This window comes from Methylocella sp., assembly GCF_044226135.1.
In the GTDB taxonomy this organism is placed as follows: Bacteria; Pseudomonadota; Alphaproteobacteria; order Rhizobiales; family Beijerinckiaceae; genus Methylocapsa.
The window spans coordinates 43,980-66,642 of sequence record NZ_JBGAHM010000011.1; the positions used below are offsets into that span (position 1 = coordinate 43,980).

General features: G+C 69.8%; 24 protein-coding genes and 1 tRNA gene. 5 read left to right on the forward strand and 20 right to left on the reverse strand.

Annotation, left to right across the window (positions count from 1 at the left end; all coding sequences use genetic code 11):
• Positions 1 to 60 precede the first annotated feature (60 nt).
• Positions 61 to 744 (forward strand): DUF599 domain-containing protein, encoded by a 684-nt coding sequence (locus ACILRB_RS07280; RefSeq protein ID WP_395665634.1) that lies wholly within the window; start codon positions 61 to 63, stop codon positions 742 to 744.
• Between the two features lie 4 nt (positions 745 to 748).
• On the opposite strand, the gene ACILRB_RS07285 is transcribed toward ACILRB_RS07280, so the two are convergent.
• The 11 genes from ACILRB_RS07285 to ACILRB_RS07335 all read right to left on the reverse strand — a co-directional run bounded on the left by ACILRB_RS07285 (position 749) and on the right by ACILRB_RS07335 (position 9,929).
• Positions 749 to 1,543 (reverse strand): YdcF family protein, encoded by a 795-nt coding sequence (locus ACILRB_RS07285; RefSeq protein ID WP_395665635.1) that lies wholly within the window; start codon positions 1,541 to 1,543, stop codon positions 749 to 751.
• Positions 1,544 to 1,549: 6 nt separating this feature from the next.
• Positions 1,550 to 1,774 carry a DNA gyrase inhibitor YacG gene (yacG, locus tag ACILRB_RS07290; RefSeq protein ID WP_395665636.1) on the reverse strand — a complete coding sequence of 75 codons (225 nt, stop codon included), beginning with the start codon at positions 1,772 to 1,774 and terminating at the stop codon, positions 1,550 to 1,552.
• A 20-nt stretch (positions 1,775 to 1,794) separates the two neighbouring features.
• Complete coding sequence (locus tag ACILRB_RS07295; RefSeq protein WP_395665637.1) at positions 1,795 to 2,439, reverse strand: Maf-like protein; 645 nt, start codon at positions 2,437 to 2,439, stop codon at positions 1,795 to 1,797.
• Positions 2,440 to 2,526: 87 nt separating this feature from the next.
• Positions 2,527 to 2,745: a translation initiation factor IF-1 gene (infA, locus tag ACILRB_RS07300; RefSeq protein WP_102844496.1), complete on the reverse strand. Its 219-nt coding sequence runs from the start codon at positions 2,743 to 2,745 to the stop codon at positions 2,527 to 2,529.
• 229 nt (positions 2,746 to 2,974) lie between these two features.
• The gene (gene pssA / locus ACILRB_RS07305) at positions 2,975 to 3,850 is read right to left on the reverse strand and encodes a CDP-diacylglycerol--serine O-phosphatidyltransferase (RefSeq protein ID WP_395665638.1); all 876 of its coding nucleotides are present in this window, start codon (positions 3,848 to 3,850) and stop codon (positions 2,975 to 2,977) included.
• A 57-nt stretch (positions 3,851 to 3,907) separates the two neighbouring features.
• Positions 3,908 to 4,612 carry a hypothetical protein gene (locus tag ACILRB_RS07310; protein ID WP_395665639.1) on the reverse strand — a complete coding sequence of 235 codons (705 nt, stop codon included), beginning with the start codon at positions 4,610 to 4,612 and terminating at the stop codon, positions 3,908 to 3,910.
• Between the two features lie 43 nt (positions 4,613 to 4,655).
• The gene (locus tag ACILRB_RS07315) at positions 4,656 to 5,342 is read right to left on the reverse strand and encodes a DUF4396 domain-containing protein (protein WP_395665640.1); all 687 of its coding nucleotides are present in this window, start codon (positions 5,340 to 5,342) and stop codon (positions 4,656 to 4,658) included.
• Positions 5,343 to 5,453: 111 nt separating this feature from the next.
• Positions 5,454 to 6,455, reverse strand: coding sequence for a phosphotransferase family protein (locus ACILRB_RS07320; RefSeq protein WP_395665641.1), 1,002 nt, complete (start codon positions 6,453 to 6,455; stop codon positions 5,454 to 5,456).
• 3 nt (positions 6,456 to 6,458) lie between these two features.
• The gene (der, locus tag ACILRB_RS07325) at positions 6,459 to 7,862 is read right to left on the reverse strand and encodes a ribosome biogenesis GTPase Der (RefSeq protein ID WP_395665642.1); all 1,404 of its coding nucleotides are present in this window, start codon (positions 7,860 to 7,862) and stop codon (positions 6,459 to 6,461) included.
• On the reverse strand, positions 7,862 to 8,935 hold the full coding sequence (locus tag ACILRB_RS07330) for a tetratricopeptide repeat protein (protein ID WP_395665643.1): 1,074 nt from the start codon (positions 8,933 to 8,935) through the stop codon (positions 7,862 to 7,864). The genes der and ACILRB_RS07330 overlap by 1 nt, the downstream gene beginning before the upstream one ends.
• Positions 8,936 to 9,062: 127 nt before the next feature.
• Positions 9,063 to 9,929, reverse strand: a complete 867-nt coding sequence (locus tag ACILRB_RS07335) for an aldo/keto reductase (protein WP_395665644.1) — start codon at positions 9,927 to 9,929, stop codon at positions 9,063 to 9,065.
• A 268-nt stretch (positions 9,930 to 10,197) separates the two neighbouring features.
• On the opposite strand from ACILRB_RS07335, the gene ACILRB_RS07340 reads away from it, so the two are divergent.
• Together ACILRB_RS07340 and ACILRB_RS07345 are read left to right on the forward strand one after the other, a co-directional pair.
• Positions 10,198 to 11,646, forward strand: a complete 1,449-nt coding sequence (locus ACILRB_RS07340) for a short-chain fatty acid transporter (protein ID WP_395665645.1) — start codon at positions 10,198 to 10,200, stop codon at positions 11,644 to 11,646.
• Between the two features lie 399 nt (positions 11,647 to 12,045).
• Positions 12,046 to 12,357, forward strand: coding sequence for an MliC family protein (locus tag ACILRB_RS07345; RefSeq protein ID WP_395665646.1), 312 nt, complete (start codon positions 12,046 to 12,048; stop codon positions 12,355 to 12,357).
• Between the two features lie 47 nt (positions 12,358 to 12,404).
• Here the strand turns inward: ACILRB_RS07345 and ACILRB_RS07350 are convergent, their stop codons facing one another.
• The 5 genes from ACILRB_RS07350 to ACILRB_RS07370 all read right to left on the reverse strand — a co-directional run bounded on the left by ACILRB_RS07350 (position 12,405) and on the right by ACILRB_RS07370 (position 15,580).
• Positions 12,405 to 12,881: a Crp/Fnr family transcriptional regulator gene (locus ACILRB_RS07350; RefSeq protein WP_395665647.1), complete on the reverse strand. Its 477-nt coding sequence runs from the start codon at positions 12,879 to 12,881 to the stop codon at positions 12,405 to 12,407.
• Positions 12,882 to 13,057: 176 nt separating this feature from the next.
• Positions 13,058 to 13,786, reverse strand: coding sequence for a L,D-transpeptidase (locus tag ACILRB_RS07355; RefSeq protein ID WP_395665648.1), 729 nt, complete (start codon positions 13,784 to 13,786; stop codon positions 13,058 to 13,060).
• 358 nt (positions 13,787 to 14,144) lie between these two features.
• Positions 14,145 to 14,220, reverse strand: a tRNA-Phe gene (locus ACILRB_RS07360).
• 78 nt (positions 14,221 to 14,298) lie between these two features.
• Positions 14,299 to 15,180: a tRNA nucleotidyltransferase gene (locus ACILRB_RS07365; protein WP_395665649.1), complete on the reverse strand. Its 882-nt coding sequence runs from the start codon at positions 15,178 to 15,180 to the stop codon at positions 14,299 to 14,301.
• Positions 15,181 to 15,232: 52 nt separating this feature from the next.
• Positions 15,233 to 15,580 carry an ArsC family reductase gene (locus ACILRB_RS07370; protein ID WP_395665650.1) on the reverse strand — a complete coding sequence of 116 codons (348 nt, stop codon included), beginning with the start codon at positions 15,578 to 15,580 and terminating at the stop codon, positions 15,233 to 15,235.
• 161 nt (positions 15,581 to 15,741) lie between these two features.
• Here ACILRB_RS07370 and ACILRB_RS07375 point away from each other — a divergent pair, with 161 nt between their 5' ends.
• Positions 15,742 to 16,731 carry an NAD(P)-dependent alcohol dehydrogenase gene (locus tag ACILRB_RS07375; protein WP_395665651.1) on the forward strand — a complete coding sequence of 330 codons (990 nt, stop codon included), beginning with the start codon at positions 15,742 to 15,744 and terminating at the stop codon, positions 16,729 to 16,731.
• Between the two features lie 29 nt (positions 16,732 to 16,760).
• On the opposite strand, the gene ACILRB_RS07380 is transcribed toward ACILRB_RS07375, so the two are convergent.
• Entirely contained in the window at positions 16,761 to 19,463 is a 2,703-nt protein-coding gene (locus ACILRB_RS07380; protein WP_395665652.1) for a molybdopterin-dependent oxidoreductase, read from the reverse strand.
• Positions 19,460 to 20,680, reverse strand: a complete 1,221-nt coding sequence (locus tag ACILRB_RS07385; protein ID WP_395665653.1) for an NAD(P)/FAD-dependent oxidoreductase — start codon at positions 20,678 to 20,680, stop codon at positions 19,460 to 19,462. The genes ACILRB_RS07380 and ACILRB_RS07385 overlap by 4 nt, the downstream gene beginning before the upstream one ends.
• A gap of 361 nt (positions 20,681 to 21,041) precedes the next feature.
• Between ACILRB_RS07385 and ACILRB_RS07390 the strand changes: the two genes are divergently transcribed.
• Entirely contained in the window at positions 21,042 to 21,290 is a 249-nt protein-coding gene (locus ACILRB_RS07390) for a hypothetical protein (RefSeq protein WP_395665654.1), read from the forward strand.
• 78 nt (positions 21,291 to 21,368) lie between these two features.
• Here the strand turns inward: ACILRB_RS07390 and otsB are convergent, their stop codons facing one another.
• Positions 21,369 to 22,166 (reverse strand): trehalose-phosphatase, encoded by a 798-nt coding sequence (gene otsB / locus ACILRB_RS07395; RefSeq protein ID WP_395665655.1) that lies wholly within the window; start codon positions 22,164 to 22,166, stop codon positions 21,369 to 21,371.
• Positions 22,167 to 22,607: a lactoylglutathione lyase gene (gene gloA / locus ACILRB_RS07400; protein WP_395665656.1), complete on the reverse strand. Its 441-nt coding sequence runs from the start codon at positions 22,605 to 22,607 to the stop codon at positions 22,167 to 22,169.
• Positions 22,608 to 22,663: the final 56 nt, after the last annotated feature.

The following is a 22,663-nucleotide window of genomic DNA, read 5'->3' on the forward strand; positions in this document are numbered from 1 at the left end:
CGGTTAAGCAAAAACGCGATAGGCTCGCGCAAGGGCGCGTCAGACGTTGCGGAAAAAACCATGGCCGGCTTCACCTTGTGGGACGTCTTCGCGGTCGTCTTCTTTCTCGCGGCCTGGATCTTCTACCGATTTGTCAACGAGCGCGGCTTCTGGGGCCACCAGAGCCTTTCCGTGCTCATGAACCGACACCGCCGCGGCTGGATGGAGTCGATGGCGGCGCGCGACTCGCGCATCGCCGACGCCGGCATCATGGCGAGCCTGCAGAACGGCGCGGCGTTTTTCGCCTCGACCTCGCTGATCCTGCTCGGCGGCGCGGCCGCGACCATGCGCGCAGCCGACGACGTGCTGAAAATCGCCGGCGACTTCTCCTTCGGCCCGGCCATGACGCGCGGCATGTGGGAGGCCAAGGTCATGGGCCTCGCGCTCGTCTTCGGCTACGCCTTCTTCAAATTCGCCTGGGCCTACCGGCTGTTCATCTACGCCGCCATCCTGCTCGGCGCGACGCCCGCGCCCGACTCCCCCGACGCGACGGCGCGGGACTTCGCCGCGCGCCGCGCCGGCGCCATGACGATCGACGCCGGGCTGCATTTCGCCAAGGGCCTGCGCAGCTTCTATTTCGCCTTCGCCTATCTCGGCTGGTTCGCCGGGCCCTTCGTCTTCGTCGCGACCACGATCGCGATCCTCGTCATCGTCATGCGGCGGCAGTTTTTTTCGGCCGCGCGCCGCGCCCTGACCGACGACTGACCGCTCAGGGCGCCGGAAACAAGACGTCGGTCCTGCCCGAGAGACGATAGGCCAGAAGCCCGATCCATTCGCGCGCCGCATAGGAGACCAGCGGCGCGCGCTCGATCGCCGAACGCAGGACGCGCCAGTCGCGCGCGTCGCCGAACGTCCGGTAGGCGACCGGAAACGCGACCACGTCGAAGCCGACGCGGCGAAAGATTCCCATCGAGCGCGGCATGTGCCAGGCCGAGGTGACGAGCAGATATTTTTCGCCGGGCTTCGGCTTCAAGAGGTCGCGCGTGAAGAGCGCGTTCTCCCAGGTGTTGCGCGACCGGTCCTCGAAGACCATGCGCCCGGCGGGCGCGCCGAGGTTCTCCCAGAGCCGTCGCGCCGCAGGCGCCTCGGGCGGCTCGTCGCCCGAGAGCGCGCCGGAGCCGCCGGTGAAGACGAGCCGCGCCCCGGGAAAGCGTCGCGCGAGTCCGAGCCCGGCCGTCATGCGCTCGCCGTCGGCGCCAAGCCCCGCCGTCCCGCGCGCCTCGGCGAGCGCGGGGGCGATGGCTCCGCCGAGCACGATGATTCCGGCGGGCTCGGCCATGTCGGCCGGCGGCGGCGGAAACCTGTTTTCGAGCGGACGCATCAGGACGACGCCGAATGGCGTCAGAAAGGCGAGCGCGAGCAGCGCCGCCCCGCCGGCGGCGAGGACGCGGCCCGCGCGGCGAAAGCGGGTGAAGAGCAGGAGCGCCCCCGTCGCCGTGACGAGAATGAGCAGCGTCAGCGGCTCGGCGAGCAGCCAGAAGATTTTCGCGGCGGGAAAGAACATGCGCCGCTAGTCGTCGGGCCGGCGCGGCGGCGGGGCTTCGTCGTCCTCTTCGGCGGGAATGGCGTAGGCGCCGCCGAGCCAGCGATGCAGGTCGACGTCGGCGCAGCGCTTCGAGCAGAAGGGGCGCGCCTCGAAGACCGAAGGCTTGCCGCAGATCGGACACGGCCTCGCCCTGAAGCCCGCGCCGGGCTTGTCCGGTTCGCCGTGCGGATTTTCGTCCTGCTGGGCCACGTCTCGCGCCTTTCGCCCGGTCATGCGCGCTCGAACCAGCCCGCGAGCGCCGGAAAGCCCTCGCCCGCGAGCAGCGAGACGGTCTCGTAGAGCGGCAGCCCGACGACCGATGGGTAGGAGCCGACGAGCTTGACCACAAAGGCGCCGGCGAGGCCCTGAACGGCGTAGCCGCCCGCCTTGCCGCGCCATTCGCCAGAGCGAAGATAGGCTTCGACCTCAAGCGCCGAAAGGCGCTTGAACCGCACCCGCGTCTCGACGAGGCGCGCGCGTTCGCGGCCCTTCGGCGTGACGAGGCAGACGCCGGTGTAGACGCGATGCGCCCGGCCCGACAGAAGCTCGAGGCAGTCGCCGGCCTCGACGCTCGTCTCGCATTTGGGCAGGATGCGGCGGCCGACGCAGACCACGGTGTCGGCGCCGAGCACATAGGCGCCGGAAAACGCGGGGTCGGCGGACGCGACGCGCGCCCCGGCGCGGGCCTTCTCGCGCGCGAGCCGCGCCGCGAGCAGACGCGGCGCCTCGGATTTCCCGGGCGTTTCATCGAGGTCGCAGGGAAGAAGAAGGTCGGGCTCGATCCCGATCTGCTGGAGCAGTTCGAGCCGGCGCGTCGAGGCCGAGGCGAGGATCAGAAGCGGACGGCCGCCCTCGCGCGTCGTCGTCCCGGTCATGCGGCGTCTCCCGGCGCTCCGGTCGGCGCCTTATCCGGCGTCGCGCCGAAAAAGGCGGGGCGGCGCGGAGCCGTCATCGACGGCGCCTCACTTGAAGCGATAGGTGATGCGTCCCTTGGACAGGTCATAGGGCGTCATTTCGACGAGAACCTTGTCGCCCGTGAGGACGCGGATGCGGTTCTTGCGCATCTTGCCGGCGGTGTGGGCGATGATCTCATGCTCGTTCTCGAGCTGGACCCTGAAGGTCGCGTTGGGCAGGAGTTCGACGACGACCCCCGGAAATTCGAGCAGTTCTTCCTTCGACATATGCGTCCTTGCGGCTGCGCGCCGGCCCGCCGACGCGCCCGGCCATGACGGTCGGGACCTTTCGGCGAGCGCCAAAGCTTGCCGCAGGAGTTCAGGCGAGGCTTCAGATTTCGGCGCAGAATCCGTCCGCGGCGCCTGGAAATCGGCGGCCGGGACGACGGTCGCCGCGGACCCTAATCGAGAACGGCGAATTTGTGAACAGCCGCGTCGCGACGCCGCGGCGGGCGGCTCAAATTTTGGGCGGCGCGGCGGCGTCGGCCGCCTCATAGGCCCTGAAGCGGCGCACCGCGAAGGGAATCGAGGCGAGATAGGCGAGCGACAGGGCGATCAGCATCTCCATCGGGAAGGTCGCGAGCAGCAGCAGGCAGGCGATCGCGCCGAACATCACCACGATCACATAGTCGCGTGGCACGCGGCCGATCTTCTTGCCGGAAAAATGCGGAATCCGGCTCGCCATCAGGAGCGCGACGCCGATCAGATAGACAATATAGAAAACGACGGTCGCCCTGTTGGCGGGGACGCCGAGAACCGAAAGATTGAGGTAGATCGGCAGAAGGCCCACGATCGCGCCGGCCGGCGCCGGCATGCCGGTGAAGAAATGGGCGGCCCAGGCCGGGCGGTTCGGGTCGTCGGCCGTCACGTTGAAGCGGGCGAGGCGCAGCGCCGCCGCGATGGCGAAGACGAGCGCCGCGAACCAGCCGAAGCTCTTGAAGGCGTCGAGGCCCCAGAAATACAGGACAAGCGCCGGCGCGACGCCGAAATCCACGAAATCCGCCAGCGAATCGAGCTCCGCCCCAAAACGCGTCGTGCCCCGCAGGGCGCGCGCGATGCGCCCGTCGAGCCCGTCGAGCACGGCGGCGACGATCACGGCGATCACGGCGATCTCGAAATTGCCCTCCATGGCGAAGCGGATCGCCGTGAGCCCCATGCACAGCGCGAGCAGGGTCACGAGATTGGGCAGGATGACCCGCAACGGCACGGCGCGAAAGCGCGGCCGCCGGACGGGCGGCGGCCCGAAGGCGTCGGCGTCGTCCTCGCCCTCATGCGCGAAGCTCTGGCGGCCATGGCGCGGGCCGAAATCGTGTCGGGGCGAAGGTCCGGTCATGTCAGATCCCGTCGGAGCGCCAAAATAGAAGCCCGGCCGCGCGGCGGCAAGGCCGGCTCAGCGTGCGAATCGGGCGCGCAGCCTCGCCCAGACGGCGGCGGCGCCGGCCGAAACCTCGCGCGTCAGCGGCGCGAGCCGCGCTTTCGTCTCCATGAACAGGGCGTAGGCCCGGGAGGCGCGCGCGAAGGCGTAGAAGCGCTGCTGCGTCTGCGCCGCGAAATCGGCCACGCGCGCGAACCAGCCGATCCGGCGCAGTTTCTCCCGGCCGGCGGAATAGCCGCGTTCGAGCACGATGAGGCTCAACGCATAGGCGAGCGTCATGACCACGGCGCCCTTGATCCAGCTCCCCTGCGCGAACAGGAGCAGCGCATAGATCTTCGCGGGCTCGGCGAAGGCGAAGGGCGCGGCGAGCGCGGCGAGGATGGCGTAGGGCGGCAGCGCCGCGACGAACGCCTCGAACCGCCGCATCAGCCGAAGCTGCGCCGCCCAGCCGAGCAGCAGGCGATAGGGCGGCCCGAACACGGCGTTCACCGCCAGAATGACGATGATGGCCGCGCGCAGAATCGCCGCCGGAATTCCGCTGATCGCGACGCCCGACGTGTTTTGTCCCGGCGCGTGCCGCCCCGAGGCGCCCTGCCCCGGCGCGGGCTTCGCCGCCGCCTTTATCGGCGCGGCGCGCCCGGGCTCCGGCGCCGCCGCCTCATGCGGGCTGCGGACGGCTGGCGCGTGTTTCCTGGCGGGCCTGCGGCGACGATAGCTCATGTCTGCTCCACACATCGTTCCATGAAGGGCGCATAGGCGGACCTCACGCCCGCATCTTTTCATCCTCGTTCGAAGGCGAAAAAAGGCCCCCGACAAAAAACGCGGCCGCAAATCCGCACAGCATGGCGATCTGGAGGACGAACCAGAACACGAAGTCGCCCGGGCCGGTAAGGCCGCCAAAGGCCGGGCGCAGCCAGAAAAATTGCGCGCCGCCCATGGCGGCGAAAACCGTGAGCTGCCACACGACGATCAAAATCGCGTCGGACCGCACGATCTCGGAGATCGTCCGCCGCGGCGTGGCCTTCGCCTGGATCGCAAGACCGAACGCGAGCGCCAGCACGAGGTCGAAGGCCCAGACCGCGAAGATTGGCTCCTTGAACAGCGTGCCGAAGCCGAAGGCCGGCGCAATCTGCGGAAAAACGAGGGCGAGCGTCTCGCCGGCGAAATTGCCGAGCACGACGCCGACGCCGCAGCAATTGACCCGCAAGCCGCGCGCGACCGGCTCGCGCGCAGGGGCCGGCGGCGCCCCGGCGCGCCCCCAGCGCGCATAAAAGGCGAGCCACAGAGGGCCGCCAAACAGCGTCGTCAGCGGCCAGACCAGATTCATGACCCATCGCCGCTGCGGCCGGCGCGTCTCGTCGATGACGATGAAAGCGACGCACAGGATCGCGAGCAGCAGCGAGATGATCGCCAGGATCACGAGCCAGGACGGGAAGGCGGCGGCGGTCATGGGTTCGACGAGGCCCTGCGGGAACAGCCGGGCGCGGCCGGAGGAGACATGGCGGCTCTTTCTGACATGGCGGGGTTGTTCGACATTGCGGCGTTCTCCGACATGAACGTCTCAGCCGCGCGACGGCGCGACGCGCTCCCCGGTCAGGCGCTCGATCATGTCGCGCGCGGAACGGGCGGCCGCCGCGCCGCAAAAGGGCTGGGCCAGAAAATCGGCCCATGACAGCAGGTCCGCGACCCGCGCCGCCTCGCGCCAGTCGGGGGGCAAAACCCCGCCGGCCGCGCGATAGGCCGCGCAGAGCGCGTCGATGAATCGCGCGTCGTCGCCAAGCGGCGGGCGCAGCAGATGGCCGAAGTCGAAGGCCGGGCCGCCGGCGAAGGCGAACTCCCAGTCGAGCGCGGCCGCGGCCTCGAAGCCGTCGGGGCCGCGGCGCACCAGAATGTTGCTCGGATCATAATCGCCATGGCTCAGGCAGGGCTTCAGCGCCCAGTCCGAGGCAAGCGCCGCGCCGCGCCGCGCCACGAACGCCATGAGCCGGTCGAACAGCCCGTCGCCGAAGCGCGCCCTGGCGAACGGCGCGGCGCAGGTCGACGCGAGCCATGCGAGCTGTCCCTCGACGCTTGCGTCATAGCCTGCGGCCGGCGACAGATGTTCGTCAAAAAATCCCAGCCGCGCGAAAGTCGTCTCATGGACGCGGGCGAGCAGCGCGCCGGCGGCGCGGCCGAGCGCCGCGACCTCGACGCCGCCCGCGCCTTTGGCGGCGAGGTCGAGCCGCTCGCCCTCCATCCATTCGAGCAGCGCGCAGGGCAGGCCGAAGTCGGGATCGGCCGCGCGCGCGAAAATGACCTCCGGGACCGGCAGCCCCGGCCGCAGGCGGCGCAGCAGCGCGACCTCCATGCCGGCCTGCGCCGGCCCGCGCCGCCAGTAGCGCAGCAGGACGAAGCGCGGCGCGGCGCCGTCAAGCTCCAGCCGGAAATTGTCGTTGACGAGCCCCGCGCGCGCCGGCTCGAAGCGCAGCGGCGTCGCGCCCGGAAAGGCCGCGCGCACGAGGGCGGCGACGGAGGCCGCGCGCGGTTCGAGCGGCGGCGCGGCCCTTTCCCATGCCTCGCGCAAGGCTCAGGTCCGCTTCGGCTTCTTGCCGGCGTAAGGGTTGTCGCTGGTTTTTTTCGAAATGCGGATCGGCACGCCGGGAAGATCGAACGTCTGCCGCAGCCCGTTGACGAGGTAGCGCTCATAGCTCGTCGGCAGGGCGTCGAGCTGGTTGCCGAACAGCAGGAAATAAGGCGGGCGGGCGCGCAGCTGGGTGATGTAGCGGATCTTGATGCGCCGGCCGGAGACGGCGGGCGGCGGGCTCTGCTCCAGCGCGCCGGCGAGCCAGCGGTTGAGCTTCGCCGTGGCGATGCGCCTGTTCCAGACCTCATGCACGCGGAAGATCGCCTGCATCAGCCGCTCGACGCCTTCGCCCGAGGCGCCCGAGAGCGGCACGACCGGCGCGCCCCTGACCTGCGGCAGCAGCCGCGCCGCGTCTTCGCGCAGCTCGGGCAGCTTCGCGCCGCGGTTCTCGATCAGATCCCATTTGTTGAGGCCGATGACGAGCGCCCTGCCCTCGCGCTCGACGAGGTCGGCGAGCGTCAGGTCCTGCTTTTCGAACGGGATGGTGGCGTCGAGCAGCAGCACGACGACCTCGGCGAACTTCACCGCGCGCAGGGCGTCATGGCCGGCGAGCTTTTCGAGCTTGTCCTCGACCTTGGCGCGGCGGCGCAGGCCGGCCGTGTCGAACATCTTGACCTTGCGACCGCCCCACTCGAACTCGACGCCGATGGTGTCGCGCGTGAGGCCGGGCTCGGGGCCGGTGAGCAGCCGCTCCTCGCCGAGCACGCGGTTCAGCAGCGTCGACTTGCCGGCGTTGGGGCGCCCGATCACGGCGATGCGCAGCGGCTTGGTCGGATCGAGCTCCGAGCCGTCCTCCTCGTCGCCGAGCACGAGCGGCGCGGCGCGCTCGTCGTCCTCGTCGGGCTCTTCGGTGAGCTCGGGGAGGGCCTCGCGCAGGGCGGCGTAAAGTTCAGCGAAGCCGTCGCCATGTTCGGCCGAAAGCGGCACGGGGTCGCCGAGGCCGAGATCATAGCCTTCGATCGCGCCCGCCTCGCCGACGCGGCCCTCGGCCTTGTTGGCGATCAGGATCAGCGGCTTGTCGGCGCGGCGCACGAGATTGGCGAAGACGCGGTCGTCGGGCGTGAGCCCCTGGCGCGCGTCGAACAGGAAGAACACGGCGTCGGCCGCCTCGATCGCCTTTTCGGTCTGGGCGCGCATGCGGCCCGAGAGCGACTCCTGGGGGCCCTCCTCGAGCCCGGCGGTGTCGATGATCGTGAAGGTCAGGTCGCCGAGCTTCGCCTCGCCCTCGCGGCGGTCGCGCGTCACGCCCGGCCGATCGTCGACGATCGCGAGTTTCTTGCCCACGAGCCGGTTGAACAGGGTCGATTTGCCGACGTTGGGGCGGCCGATGACGGCGACGGTGAACATTATTGCGAAGGCTGCTCATGCGCCGGCGCCGAGGGGGCGGGCGCGGGTTCCGGGGCGGAGTCCGGGGTCGCCGCCGGCGCGGCCGGCGCGGGCGCGGTCTCGGGCTTCGCCTCGGCGGCGGGAGCCTCGGCCGGCTGTTCGACGGCCGGCTTGGCGGACTGAGGCTCGGGCGATTGAGGGTTGGCGGCCTCCGGCGCGGCGGCGTCCGCCTTCGGCGCTTCGGCCGGCGCGGGCGCAGTCTCAGGCGCGGCAGGCGCGGCCTCCGCAGCCGGAGCGGGGGCGCCCTCGGCCTTCGGCGTCGCCGGGGCTTCGGCGGGAGCCGCGGGCGCTTCGGCGGGAGCCGCGGGCGCTTCGGCGGGAGCCGCGGGCGCTTCGGCGGGAGCGACGGACGGCGCCGGCTCGGCCGGAGCCGGCGGCGGCGCGACGAGCTTGCCGGCCTGCACGATGCCCAAAAAAGCCTCGGCGCGCTGGCGCAGCGCGGACGGCGCCTGCGGGTTGGCCAACACCATCTCGAACCAGCGGCCGGCGGCCTCATAATCCTGCCGCTTCAGCGCCGCGAGGCCGAGCAGCTCGCGCATCATGTCGTGATAAACAAAGGACGGGCCCGCCAGCGCGCGGTATTTTTCCTCGAACGCCTTCGGGTCTTCGCTGTCGACGCGCAGCGCGGCGGCCCGCAGCTGCGCGAGGTCGCGGAACGACGGCGCGAGGCTCTGGTCGGCGGCGATCGCGTCGAAGGCTGAAACGCCCGCGGCCGGATCGCGCGCGGCCTCGGCCTCGGCGACGCGCAGCCGCGCGAGCGTGGCGTAGCCCCTGGGGCCGTTCTTCGCGATGTCGCGGAAAGCCGCCTCGGCCTCCGCCGTCTTGCCCTCCTGCGCCAGTTGCGTCGCCGCCTGGAAACGCGCGCCCGCGGCTTCTGCGGCGGAGGTCTCGATATGGCGATAGAGCCGCCATCCGCCCGTCGCGACGACGATCAGCAAGGCGAGGACGATGATCAGCGCCTTGTATTTCGTCCAGAACTGGATGATCCGCTCGCGGCGGTAGTCCTCGTCGACTTCGCGGAAAAAATCGGTCATGTGTCTCTTGCGTCAGCGCGGCGGCGAAGGCGCGCGGCGGGCCGCGCGGCCCGTCAGCTAGCACGCCCGACGCCGAAAGGCGACCCGGCGGGCCTGTTTTCATGGCGCCAGGCGCAGGCCCGGCCGCTCAGTCGGCGGCGGCCCTGCCCTCCGCGTCGAGCCGGGCGAACTCTTCGTCGGTCAGCGTCAGGGCCGCGGCGGCGACGTTTTCCTCAAGGTGCCGCACGCTTCCCGTGCCGGGGATCGGCAGCATGACGGGGCTGCGCTTCAAAACCCAGGCGAGCGCGACCTGGCTCGGGCTCGCGCCCCTGCCGCGCGCGATCCTGTCGAGCAGGCTCCCCTCACGCGCGAGCTTTCCCGCCGCCAGCGGAAACCACGGGATGAAGCCGATCCCCTCGCCCGCGCAGAAATCGAGCACGGCCTCGCTGCGCCGGTCGACGAGATTGTAGAGGTTCTGCGCCGAGACGACCCTGAAATAGGCCTGCGCGGCCTTGATCTCCTCGACCGAAACCTCGCTCAGGCCGACGTCGCGGATCAGCCCTTCCTTCTGCATGTCGGCGATCACGCCGAACTGCTCCTCGCGCGGCACTTTGGGGTCGATGCGATGGAGCTGCCAAAGGCCGATCTGCTCGACCTTGAGGCGGCGCAGGCTCATCAGCACGCATTGGCGCAGATATTCAGGCCGCCCGACCGGCGCCCAGACGTCGGGCCCGAGCCGGGCCAGCCCGCCCTTGGTGGCGATCAGGAGCCCGTCATAAGGGTGCAGCGCTTCGGCGATCAGCTCCTCGCTGACGAAAGGCCCGTAGCTGTCGGCCGTGTCGATGAAATTGACCCCGAGTTCGGGCAGCCGGCGCAGCACGGCGAGGGCTTCGCGCCGGTCGGCCGGTTCGCCCCAGACGCCCTTGCCGACGATCCGCATGGCGCCGAAGCCAAGCCGACGCACCGTGGCGGCCCCGAGATGAAAGGCGCCTGACGGCGCGGCGTTGAGCGTCATGTTGGTCTCCCTGCGCAAGAGCGGCGCGCCGGACCCTAAGCCATCAGGCGCCCTTCGTGAACCGGCGCCCGCATGACGATCTGGAGCGCGGCGCCGGCGCGCGTCCCCGCTCTGGCGGCGCCGGCGCCGCGCGCGTTATGATTTTTGCGCCATTATTCTTTCGCGACATGATTCTTTCGCGACATGATTCATGGACCGGGGGCGACGGGGCGGCGGCGTTCGCCGTTGGCCGGACAGGCGCGGCGCAGGCCCCGCCGGGAGCGATGACATGTCCGACATCAGGAAGCACGACGCGGCCGACGGCGCACGGGCGACCGTGCTCGCGCGTTTCGCCGGGCGCATGGTGGCCTTCGCCGAGCGCTGGTTTCCTGACGCCTATGTGTTCGTGCTCATCGCCGTGACGGCGGTGGCGGCCGGCGCGATCCTGCACGGCGCCGCGCCGATCGCCGTCAGCCGCGCCTTCGGCGACGGCTTCTGGAACCTCATCCCCTTCACCATGCAGATGGCCTTCGTCGCCATCGGCGGCTATGTCGTCGCGGTGTCGCCGCCGGCGGCGAAGGCGTTGCGCCGCCTCGCCCTGGCGCCGAAGACCGCGCGCGGCGCGGTCGTCTTCATCGGCCTGCTCTCGATCCTTCTGTCGCTCGTCAACTGGGGCCTGAGCCTCATTTTTTCGGGCCTTCTCGTGAGGGCGATCGCGCGCCGCGCCGACATCCGGCTCGACTATCGCGCCGCCGGCGCGGCCGGCTATCTCGGCCTCGGCTGCGGCTTCACGCTCGGCGTCTCCTCCTCGGCCGCGCAGCTCCAGGCCAACGCCGCCTCGATCCCGCCGAGCCTGCTGCCGATCACCGGCGTGATCGGCTTCAACGAAACCATCCTCACCTGGCAGAACGGCGTGACGCTTCTCGTCGTGCTCGCCCTGTCGGCGGCGATCTGCCATTTCAGCGCCCCTGCGGAAGGCGCCGGAAAGACTGCGCAGGACCTTGGCGTGGCCCTTGACGACGACGCCCCGGCCACGCCGCCGCGCGCGACCCGGCCGGGCGATGTCCTCGAACATTCGCCGGTCCTCACCGTGGTCGTGGCGCTGCTCGCCGGGGGCTGGCTGTGGCTGACGTTTTCGTCGGGCAATCCGCTCATCGCCCTGTCGGGCCTCAACACCTATAATTTCGTCATCCTGACGCTCGGCGTCCTGCTGCACTGGCGCCCGCGCAGCCTGCTCGACGCCTTCTCCCGCGCCATGCCGAGCGCGGCGGGCGTGCTGCTGCAGTTTCCCTTTTATGCGGGCATCGCGCAGATCCTGACCAAGGCGCAGAACGGCGCCGGCCACAGCCTGTCCGACTCGATCGCCCACGGGTTCGTCGGCGCCTCTGCGGGCGCGACGAGCTTTTCGTTTGTCGTCGGGCTCTATTCCGCGCTGCTCGGCTTCTTCATTCCGTCGGCCGGCGGCAAATGGGTGATCGAGGCGCCTTACGTGATGAAGGCGGCCAATGAGGTCGGCGCCCATCTCGGCTGGACGGTGATGGTCTACAACATCGCCGAGACCCTGCCGAACCTCCTCAATCCGTTCTGGATGCTGCCCCTGCTCGGCGTCCTCGGGCTGAAGTCGAAAGACCTCGTCGGCTACACGTCGGTGCAGTTCCTCATCCATTTTCCGGTCGTGCTGACGCTCGCGGCGGCGCTGATGGCGACCTTCGCCCATCATCCGCCGGTCATGCCATGACAGGTCCGGCGCCCTCAGGCGCGCAGCGGCGAAGGCTCGCGCCCGCTTTACGCAGGCGCGGAGCCCCTGGCCTCGTCCGCTCACCGTCGTCAATGAAGTGACGGAGGGCGACTGCGGCCATGCGGGGCGCCCGATCAGCCTCGAGGCGATCGCGGCCGCGGTGGGGCAGCCGCAGGACGCCCCCCGGATGCGATGGTCGCGGGCTTATTTTGCGCGCGCCATGAAGGCTGCGGCCTATCCAGCCGACGTGCTAGAATGGCGCCGGCGCGGCGCGGTTCGATCCTGCGGGGACGCAGAAGCTTTAATGGACAGAGGGCCGGCGGCATGAAACCTTTCTCGCCGCCGGCGCGGGCGTCGGACGGCCGCCCTGCGGCCCTGGAGACAGAAAGAGTCACATCGATGCGCGCAAACGCCTTTCTGGCCTGCGTCGCGGCCGCGGCTGCGGGTTTCCACGCCCCCGGCGCCCTGGCCGTCGAGGCGCGCTATCTCTGCGACGACGGCTCGAAAATCGCCGCGAGCTTCGTCGGGGGAATTGAGGCGCCCGGCGCCGTCACGCTGCGCTTTGCGGACGGACGAACGGTCACGCTCGCGCAAGCCGCCTCGGCGGACGGAGGCCGCTACGCCGACGCGGCCATGGAGTTCTGGTCGAAAGGGCGCGGCGCGACCCTGACGCGCGAAGGCCACGCCACGTCCTGCCGCCCTGCCCCCTGAGCGCCCGTTGCGGCGCGAGCCGGCTGACGACGGCCGGCGCCCGCGCCTCACCCGGTCGAGGCGTCCGTCAATTCGGCGATGCGGTCGTCAGCGCGGCGGAGCCGCCGACAAAGCTCACGGTTGATGTTCAGCATCACCATTACATAGGCGTGGATGTCCGCCTTGTAGTAAGCGTAAAGGTTTCGGGCTGTCAGCTCATACAGCAGAGTCGGACTTTCCGCGACGACGGTGGCCGATCGATTGTGCATTTCGATGAGCGTCATCTCGCCGAAGAAATCGCCCGGCCCGAAGCCCGCCATGCGGATCACGCGCCCGGAGCGCCCGAGCTTGCTCACGGCGAGCTCGCCGGCGTGAACGACATACATCGACCGGCCGGGCTCTCCCTCGGACACGACGACGGCTCCGACGTCGAACCGGCGCTCGACCAGCATCGAGATCAGCAGATCAAGGCTTGCGTCCGAAAGGCCGCCGAAGAAAGGCGTGGAGACGAGAAACGCTTTCAGATCGGGCGAGCTGTCGGCCATAGGGCCAATATAGGCGCGCGCTCCGGACTTGGAAGCGCCCTGTCGCCGCCTGAACGCGACGCGGCGCGATCGGGAAAACGCCCGCCGGTCCGCCAAAGCTCCCGCGCCCCACGGGGGCGGCTTCGATCCAAACGACGGCGACTCCGGCGCTCCCGGGCCGGAGATGACGCCCTCGCCTATGCCGGCATGATGATCACCTTCGTCTTGACCGGCGTGCGGTCATAAAGGTCGATCATGTCCTGCGTGAGAAGGCCGGTGCAGCCGCTGGTGACGCCCTTCCCGATCGACTCGGGGTCGCTGGTCGCATAGATCGTGCAGACCGTGTATTTGCCGTTCTGATAAAGATAGAGCGTGCGGGCGCCGAGCGGATTGTCGAGGCCGCCGGGCATGCCGGCGGCATATTTGGCCGCTTCCGGCTGCCGCTGGATCATCTCCTTGGGCGGGGTCCAGGTCGCCCATTCCGCCTTGCGCCCGACGTAAACGTCGCCGTTCCACAAAAAGCCCTTGCGGGGAACATTGGCGCCGTAGCGCGTGGCGTTTCCGTCGCCTTCGATGCGGTAGACATAATAATTTGCGGGATCGATGACGATCGTGCCGGGCGCCTCCCTGCTGTCGTAGCGCACCGTCCGGCGAACATATTTCGGATCGAGCTTGGCGACGTCGACGGCCGGGATCGGGAATTTCTTGTCGGGCACGGGCCCGTAGAGCTTCGCCGCTTGGGCCCGGACCAGATCGTCAGTCGTCGCGCAGCCGGCGAGCCCGAGCGCGCCGAGGCCGGCGGCGGAGCCGGTCAGGAACGTCCGGCGGCTGAAAAATTCCGGCCGAAGCCCATGCGAAGCCGCGTCGTCGCGCTCGCCGGCTTCGGTGATTTGACCGTTCGTGACCATGATATCGGAGTTTCCCATGTCCTGTCGTCCGGCCAGAGAATGCTTCGGCATTATTAAGATCAAGCTGAGATTGCCGTTACACGGCGCGATTGGCAAACTCAAGCCGCGCCGCGCCGTCAGGGTGAACTCAGAGCTGCAAGCCGCCGCCGTCCGAAAGCATGAACAGCTTCGCGCCCGGCTTGGCCTTCTTCAGTTGGATATCGGAAAGCGCCATGTTGGTACGGGGCGGAGTTGGTGTCGCAGGACACCAACAAACCTACCAACGATTTTGCTGGATTCAAGCGGACCGCGCGGGACAGGCTCGCACACGGAACGCGCGAAAAGCTTTATATATCTGTCATTTACGGATATGATCAGACGTTGCCGGAAAGGATTTTGGTGCCCAGGGGCGGAATCGAACCACCGACACTGCGATTTTCAGTCGCATGCTCTACCAACTGAGCTACCTGGGCCCTCGCGCCTTCGGCGCTTGCGAGAAGCGCCTTATAGGGGAGCCTCCGCGCTTTTGTCCAGCGTGAAAACACGCTTTTTCACGCCGACCAGCGCTGCGAGCGGAAAGCCTTCGCGATCGCCGCCGCGCGCGCGGCGCGCGTCGCTTCGAGCGCTTTCTCGGCGTCGAGGCCCGCCCTGAGCGCGTTCTCGTCGATCTCCGCGCAGGCCGCCCGCGCCGTTTCGAGCAGCGCCGCCTTGGGATAGGGCTGGCCCGCGCGGCCGGGATAGGCGCCATAGTCGCAGGCGCAGGCCTGCAGCAGCGCGTCGTAAAGCCCGGGCGCGTCGAAGGCGCCAAGACGCTCCAGCATCATGGCCACGGGGCCGGCGCGGACCTCGGAGGCGCGATGGACGCGCTCGCATTCGGCGAGCGTCAGGAGCGCCAGTTCGCGGCAGTCGTGCGGCGCGCCAAACCGCGCGGCGACGTCCTCGATGCGCGGGCGCCCGCGCTCGATATGGCGATAATGCGCCGGCAAATGCTCGGGCGGCGAATCCGACTTGCCGAAATTCATGACGAGAAGCGCGAAGCGCACGGGCAGCGGCGCGTCGCGGCGCGCCGCCTCGTCGAGCGCGTTCTGCAGATGCTCGCCAAGATCGACCCCCGCCGGATCGTCGGCGATCTGCGGCACGCCATAGAGCGCGTCCGCTTCGGGCAGCGCGACTTCGAGCGCGCCGCTGTCGCGCAGCGCGCGGATCATGCGCGACGGGAACGGCGCCATGAGGCCGCGCACGAGCTCGGGCCACATCTCGGCCGGCGCGACGCGCCCCAGAGCGCCCCGCTCGGTCTGGTCGAACATGGCTTCGAGCGCGTCGTCGTCCGGCTCGCCGGCGCTTTCGGCGAACAGCGCCGCCATCCGCAGCACGCCAAGCCCGGGACGGGTCTGCGCGAGGTCGGGCGGCAGAAAATTGGGTTCGTGATTCATGCGGCGAACGTCCTTCGTGGCGCGTCAGGCGCGTCAATGTGGAATCGGGCCCTCAGCCGAAAGACGCTTCATAGAGCTCCGGCCTGAACCCGACGACGAGCTGTTCGCCGAGATCGAGCACGGGGCGCCTGATCATGGACGGCTGCGCCAGCATCAGGGCGATCGCCCTTTTTTCGTCGAGGCCCGTCTTCTCGGCCTCGGGCAGCTTGCGGAAGGTGGTCCCGGAGCGGTTGAGGAGCTTCTCCCAGCCGATTTCGCGCGTCCAGGCTTCGAGGCGGGCCCGGTCGATCCCCGCCGCCTTGTAGTCGTGGAAGGCGTAGGCGACGCCGCGGCCGTCGAGCCAGGCGCGCGCCTTCTTCATCGTGTCGCAATTTTTTATGCCGTAGATCGTCGCCGTCATCGCGCGCTTCCCGCCGTGTCCCGGTCGAGATGAAGCCCGGGCGCGACCGCGGTCAAGCCTCGACCGCCCGCTCTGGCGCGATGCGCGAAAATACCGCAAAACCCGGGTGAGCCGAGCCGCGCGAAACCGCGGCCGCAGCCCCTCAATCGAGAGATGAGCCCATGCGAACGAAAGCCTATGCGGCGCAGGCGGCGACGACGCCGTTCGCGCCCTTCGAGATCGACCGCCGCGCGCCGGGCCAAAGCGACGTCGCCATCGACATTCTCTTCTGCGGCGTCTGCCATTCCGACCTTCACACCGCGCGCGGCGAATGGCCCGGCACGCGTTACCCCTGCGTTCCCGGCCATGAGATCGTCGGCCGCGTCGCCGCCGTCGGCGGCGACGTGACGAAATTCAGGGTCGGGCAATATTGCGAGCATGGCTTCGTCGCGACCTACAACGGCGCGACGACCGGCGTCGGCGAGAACACCTATGGCGGCTATTCGGCGCACATCGTCGTCGACGAACGCTTCGTGCTGAAAGTCAGCCACGCGGAGACCGATCTCGCCGCCGTCGCGCCCCTGCTCTGCGCCGGAATCACCACCTGGTCGCCGCTGCGCAAATGGGGCGCCGGCCCCGGCAAAAAGGTCGGCGTCGTCGGCATCGGCGGGCTCGGCCACATGGGCGTCAAGCTGTCTCATGCGCTCGGCGCCCATACGGCGGCCTTCACCACCTCGCCGGGCAAGGTCGCGGCGGCCAGGGCGCTCGGGGCCGACGAGGTGATCGTGTCGAAAAATCCCGACGAGATGGCCGCGCACGCCAATTCCTTCGACTTTATTTTGAACACGGTGGCCGCGCCGCACGATCTCGACCCGTTCATCGCGCTGCTGAAGCGCGACGGGACGATGACCGTGGTCGGCGTGCCGGCGACGCCGCATCCCTCCCCCAACGTCGCCGGCCTCATCTTCGGGCGACGCTCGCTCGCCGGCTCGCTGATCGGCGGGATCGCCGAGACGCAGGAGATGCTCGACTTCTGCGCCGAGCGCGGCCTCGTCGCCGACGTCGAGATGATCGCGATGCGGGAAATCGACAGGGCCTATGGGCGGATGCTGAAGAGCGACGTCAAATATCGCTTCGTCATCGACATGGCGACGCTGCAGAACGCCGCCTGAAGGCGTGCGGGCGGGCTGAGGCGCGCGCCTCAGCCGGCCGTCTCGAGCTCGGCCGCGCAGGCGGCGATCATGCGTTTCATCTCGGGGATGCAGGAGCCGCAGTTCGTTCCGGCCTTGAGCCGCGCGCCGATCGCCGCCGGATCGCGGCAGCCGTCCCTGATGGCGGCGAGAATCGCGCCTTGCGGCACGCCGAAGCAGGCGCAGACGTTGGGGCCGAGATCCGGGCCGCCGCCGACGCTCCGGCCGGAAAGCATGGTCCGGCGCGTCGCGGCGTCGAGGGTGTCGGCGGCGAAGGCGCCGCGCAGCGCGGTCCAGCCCGTCGCGTCGCCCGCGGGCGCAAGAAACAGGGCGGCGGCGAGCCGGCCGCCCGAGACGAGCGCCGCGCGACGGACGCCGCGCGCCGCGTCCGCGAAGCTGACCAATTCGGCGTTTTCGGGCGCGAGCGTCCGCAGGGCGGCGACCCAGAACTCGTCCGCGGCGTCGGTTTCGAGCTTCGCCGCATAGCCGCCCTGAACCGCCTCCCAGACCCAATAGGAGTCGCGCGGGAGGCGGGCGCGGGCGCGCGCCAGAAGGAAGCCCGTCCGCGCATGGGAGACGGGGGCGACCCGCGCCGGCGTCGCCTTGGAGTCCGGCTGTTTCGAGAAGGGGTCGACGAAGGGGTGGACCAGCGCGCCGGTGCGCGCGAAGCTCGCCGTCTCGTCGTTCCAGTGGATCGGCGCGAAGATCGCCCCTTCCTCCTGCGCGGGCGTGACGGCGACGCGGTAGATCGCCGCGCCATGGGCGCTCGAAACCCGCGCGAGGCCGCCGTCCGCGACGCCCGCCCGCGCCGCGTCGGCCGGATGGATCGAAAGCTTCGGCTCGCTCATGTGGCCGCCGAGGCGCTGCGACAGGCCGGTGCGGGTCATGGTGTGCCACTGGTCGCGCATGCGTCCGGTGTTGAGCAGAAGCGGATAGTCTTCGCTCGTCTCTGCGGGCAGGCGCGGCCGCTCGACGGCGATGAAACTGGCCCTGCCGCCCGCGGCGAAGAACCCGCCCTCGGCGAAGAAGCGCTTCTGGCCTCCGGAGGCCTCGGGCCGCAGCGGCCACTGCGCCGGGGCCATATGGTCATAGGCCTCGGGGCTCAGGCCGACGAGGCCCGAAAGGTCGAAATCGCGCGTCCCGTCGTTCTCGAAGGCGGACAGCCTTGCATGTTCGGCGAAGATTTCGGCCGGGCTCTCATAGTCGAAGCCCGAAAATCCCATCTTTTTGGCCACGCCGCACATCGCCCGCCAGTCTGGCCGAACCTCGCCCGGCAGCGGCAGGAACGCGCGCTGGCGCGAGATGCGGCGCTCCGAATTGGTCACGGCGCCGTCCTTTTCGCCCCAGGCGGCGGAGGGGAAGACGACATGCGGGCGCGCGTCCAGCGTGTCGTTGGAGGCGACGTTCTCCGAAACCACGAACAGCTCCAGCCGGCGCATGGCCTCGCGCGCATAATCGGCGCGCGGCAGGCTGACGGCCGGATTGGTGCCCATGACCCACAGCGCCTTGATCTCGCCGCGCGCGATCGCGTCGAACATCGGGACCGCCGTCAGGCCTTCCTCCCGCGCCATGCGGGGCGCGTTCCAGAAGCGGCGCACGCGGTCGATTTCGGGCGGCGAGAAGCCCATATGCGCCGCAAGCTGGTTGGCGAGCCCGCCGACCTCGCGCCCGCCCATGGCGTTGGGCTGGCCGGTGAGCGAGAACGGCCCCATGCCCGGCCGGCCGATGCGGCCCGTCGCCAGATGGCAGTTGAGGATCGAGACGACCTTGTCCGTTCCCTGCGCCGACTGGTTGACGCCCTGGCTGTAGAGCGTGACCACGCGCTCGGTCGAAGAAAACATCTCGAAGAAGCGCGCCACGTCCTCGGGCGCGAGGCCGGTTTCGGCGGCGGTCGCGGCGACGTCCGGCGCAAGCTCGCGCGCCCGCGCCAGCGCCGCGTCGAAGCCCTGCGTATGGTCGGCGATGAAGGCGCGGTCGAGCCGGCCGGCGTCGGCGAGATGCGCGAGAAGCCCGCAAAACAGCGCGGCGTCCTTGCCAGGGCGGATCGAAAGCTCGAGCGCCGCCGCCTCGCTCGTCGCGGTGCGGCGCGGATCGACGTTGACGATCTTCGCGCCGCGCGTCTCCTGCGCCTTGACCATGCGCTGGAACAGGATCGGATGGCACCAGGCGGCGTTGGAGCCGACGAGGACGAGCAGATCGGCCTCGTCGAGATCCTCGTAGCAGCCGGGCACGGTGTCGGCGCCGAAGACGCGCTTGTGGCCGGCGACCGACGACGACATGCACAGGCGCGAATTGGTGTCGACGTTGGCCGAGCCGATGAAGCCCTTCATGAGCTTGTTGGCGACATAATAATCTTCGGTGAGCAGCTGGCCCGAAAGATAGAAGGCGACCGCGTTCGGCCCGTGCTCGGCGACGATGCGCGAAAAGCCTTCGGCCACACGGTCGATGGCGTCGTCCCACCCGGCCCGCGCCCCGTCGATCATGGGGAAGAGCTGGCGCGTCTCGAGCCCCAGCGTCTCGCCGAGCGCCGAGCCTTTTGAGCACAGCCGTCCGAAATTCGCCGGATGTTCGGGATCTCCCGCGATCTGCGCCCCGCCATAGCCGTCCGGCGACGCGAGCACGCCGCAGCCGACGCCGCAATAGGGGCAGGTCGTGCGCGTCGCCGAATTGCGCGCGAGCGCGGCGGCGGCGCGGAGGGAGCTTTGTTCGTTCATGCGGCCTCGCTTTCGACGACCGAGCGGCCGAAGATCAGTGTGTCGCGGAAACCTTCGATCGAGGCGCCCTCGCGGATCAGCGCCTGGTGCCACAGCCCGTCGCCGGCGTCGCCATAGAGCACCGAGCCGACGAGCCGGCCGTCGCTGACCACGAGCTTCTTGTAGATTCCGGCCGAGGGGTCGTCGAAGACGATCGTCTCCTTGCCCTCGCCCTCGCCCATGAAGTCGCCGACCGAAAACAGCGAGACGCCGGCGACCTTGAGGTTCGTCGCCAGCACGGCGCCGGCGAAGGCGGCCGAAAAGTCGCCCGAGAGCCTGCGCGCCAGAATCGCCGCCTGCTGATAGGCGGGCTCGACGAGGCCATAGGCGACGCCGCGATGCTCGGCGCATTCGCCGAGCGCGAAAATGTCGGGGTCGGAGGTTCCCATGGCGTCGTCGACCAGCACGCCGCGGTTGGCCTCAAGCCCGGCGGCGCGGGCGAGGTCGGCGTTCGGCCGCACGCCGACCGCGCAGACGACGAGATCGACGGGAATCGCGCGGCCGTCGGTCAGGCGCACCGTCTCGGCCCGGCCGTCGCCCTCGACCGCCGCCGTGTCGGCGCCGAGCAGGACCTCGACGCCCCTGGCCTCCATCGCCTTGAGCAGGAGCTTCGCCGCCGGCGCGTCGAGCTGGCGCTCCATCAGCCGGTCCATGAGATGCAGCAGCGTGACCTTCGCGCCCGATTTGGCGAGTCCATAGGCCGCCTCGAGCCCGAGCAGACCGCCGCCGACGACCACGGCGCGGCGCCCCGGCTGGGCTTCGGCCAGCATGGCGTCGACGTCGCCCATGGTGCGGAAAGTGATGACGCCGGGCAGGTCCATGCCGGGCTTCGGCAGCCGGATCGGATGCGAGCCGGTCGCGAGCACGAGCTTGGCGTAGGAGAGCGTCGCGCCGTTCTCCAGGGTCACGGTCTTTCCGGCGCGGTCGATCGACGCGACCGACGCGCCGAAGAGATTGGTGACGCCCCGGCCGGCCCACCAGTCCTGCGGCTTCAGCTCGAGGTCGGCCGCGGCGATCTCGCCCGCAAGCAGCGACGACAGCATGACCCGGTTATAGGCGCGAAACGGCTCGGCCCCGATGACGATGACGGCGTAGCGCCCGAGCGCCCGTTTCGACAGCTCCTCGACGAACCGCGTGGCGGCCATGCCCTGGCCGACGACGACGAGCGCTTCACTCATGACGCCTCATGTCTTCGCGAAAACCCCGGAGCCCGAGGTTGCGTCTGCAAAAAAAGACGCCGCGCATCGAACGCCCGGAGGCATGATGAACGCGGCGTTGCTCAAGTTGGGGACCTGCCATTGAACGCGACCATCCATGCAAGCGTGGCGCCAGAGCCTTCGCGCAGGAGGCGGCCCGGCGCGGGCCGGCGCGGCGGGCGCGAGAGTGGCCTTGGGGCCACATTTGCGGGCGAAATGCACATCGGGCGCGCAGGAGGCGCGGAGCGAGCGGCGAAGCTCGCGCTCACGCCTTGCCGGGCCGGCGGCGGCGTGACAAAATCGACGGGAGATTCACGGATTGTCTTTTCAGGGGTGGCGGCCGATGGCGCGCAGCAAGCTTGTTTCCAGCCTCTTCGGCCTCGCGCTCGCCGCGGCGGCGCCCGCCGCGGCCTTCGCCAATTCGCTCGGCGACGTCGATGGCATGCCTTTCTTCGGCCGGCCCTACCCGTACGGCTATGTCTATCATCGTCCGCCGGCGGAATGCTTCGACGTGCGCCCGGTCGACACCCCGGCCGGCTGGCGCTGGCGGGTGACCTGGATCTGCGACGGCAACGTCACCGCGCGCTACTGAGGCGCATGCGCCAACGGCCCGCCTTTCGCGGCGGGCCGTCGCAAATGAGGACCCGCGACCGCGTCCGGCCGGACGCGGTCAGTTTTTTGAGGGGGCGGCGGGCGCCTCCGGCTTCGCCGCGGGATGGGCGGCGACGGCGAGTTCGGCGCGCAGCGCCTGCGGCGATTCGAGGCGGAATCGCGCCCGGGTCACGACGTCCGGCCCGCCGATCTTGACCGAGACGCCGCCATGGGCGTCCACATAGCAAAATCCGGCCTCGTCGGTCAGATCGTCGCCCGCAAACAGCGGCGCGCGCCCCGCGCAGGGAGCCTGCGCCATCAGCGCGGCGATCCCCGTCGCCTTGCTGTGGCCGGCCTGCTTCAGCTCCGCGACCATCTTGCCCGGCTGGACGACGAGGTCCGGCCCGTCGGCGAGCGCCTCCATGAACGCGAGGGCCTCCGCCGCAAGGTCCGGCCGCTGCCGGTAATGCAGCGCGATCGCCGCGCCCTTGTCCTCGACGCGCAGGCCCGGATGGGCGGCGGCGAAGACGCGCAGGCGGGCGCGGGCGAAATCGGCGATCACCTCGGCGGCGGCCTCGCGCGTCCCGTCGAAAAAGCGGATCTCCGCCCCGTGCAGCCCCGCCGCCGGCAAAACCAGCGGCGCGAAAATGCGGTCGAGGTCGTCGATGGCGCGGCCGCTGACGAGCGCCAGCGCCCCCCCGGCCTCGCGCGCGAGCGTTTCAATGAGCGTCCTGAGCCCGGGGTCGGCGCGCACGTCCTCGGGCCGGGGCGCGATGTCGAGCAGGGTGCCGTCGACGTCGAGGAAATAGGCGCTGCGCCCGGGCGGGGCGCGATCCGCCACTTCGCCCGGGCGCAGCAGGATCGGAGGGCGCTCCACCTACCAGACTCCCGTGTTGGCCATGGAGGCCCAGGGCTCGCGCGGCGGCAGCGCGCCGCCCTTCTGCAGAAGCTCGATCGAGATCGCGTCGGGCGAGCGCACAAAGGCCATGCGCCCGTCGCGCGGGGGCCGGTTGATCGCGACGCCGGCCGTCATCAGACGATCGCAGACGGCGTAGATATCGTCGACGGCGAAGGCGAGATGGCCGAAATTGCGGCCGCCCCCATAGGTCTCCGCGTCCCAGTTGTAGGTCAGTTCGAGCATCGGCGATTTCTCGGCGCGCGCCCTTTCGACGTCGCCAGGCGCCGCGAGGAAAACCAGCGTATAGCGCCCCGCCTCATGGTCGCTGCGGCGCACCTCCTCTAGGCCGAGCAGGCGCGTATAGAACTCGAGCGATTTTTCAAGATCGGACACCCGCACCATGGTGTGGAGATATTCCATGACGATACTCCCGCGCCAAGCGCGCTTATTGCAAGGGCGCGCGCGATATAGCATGG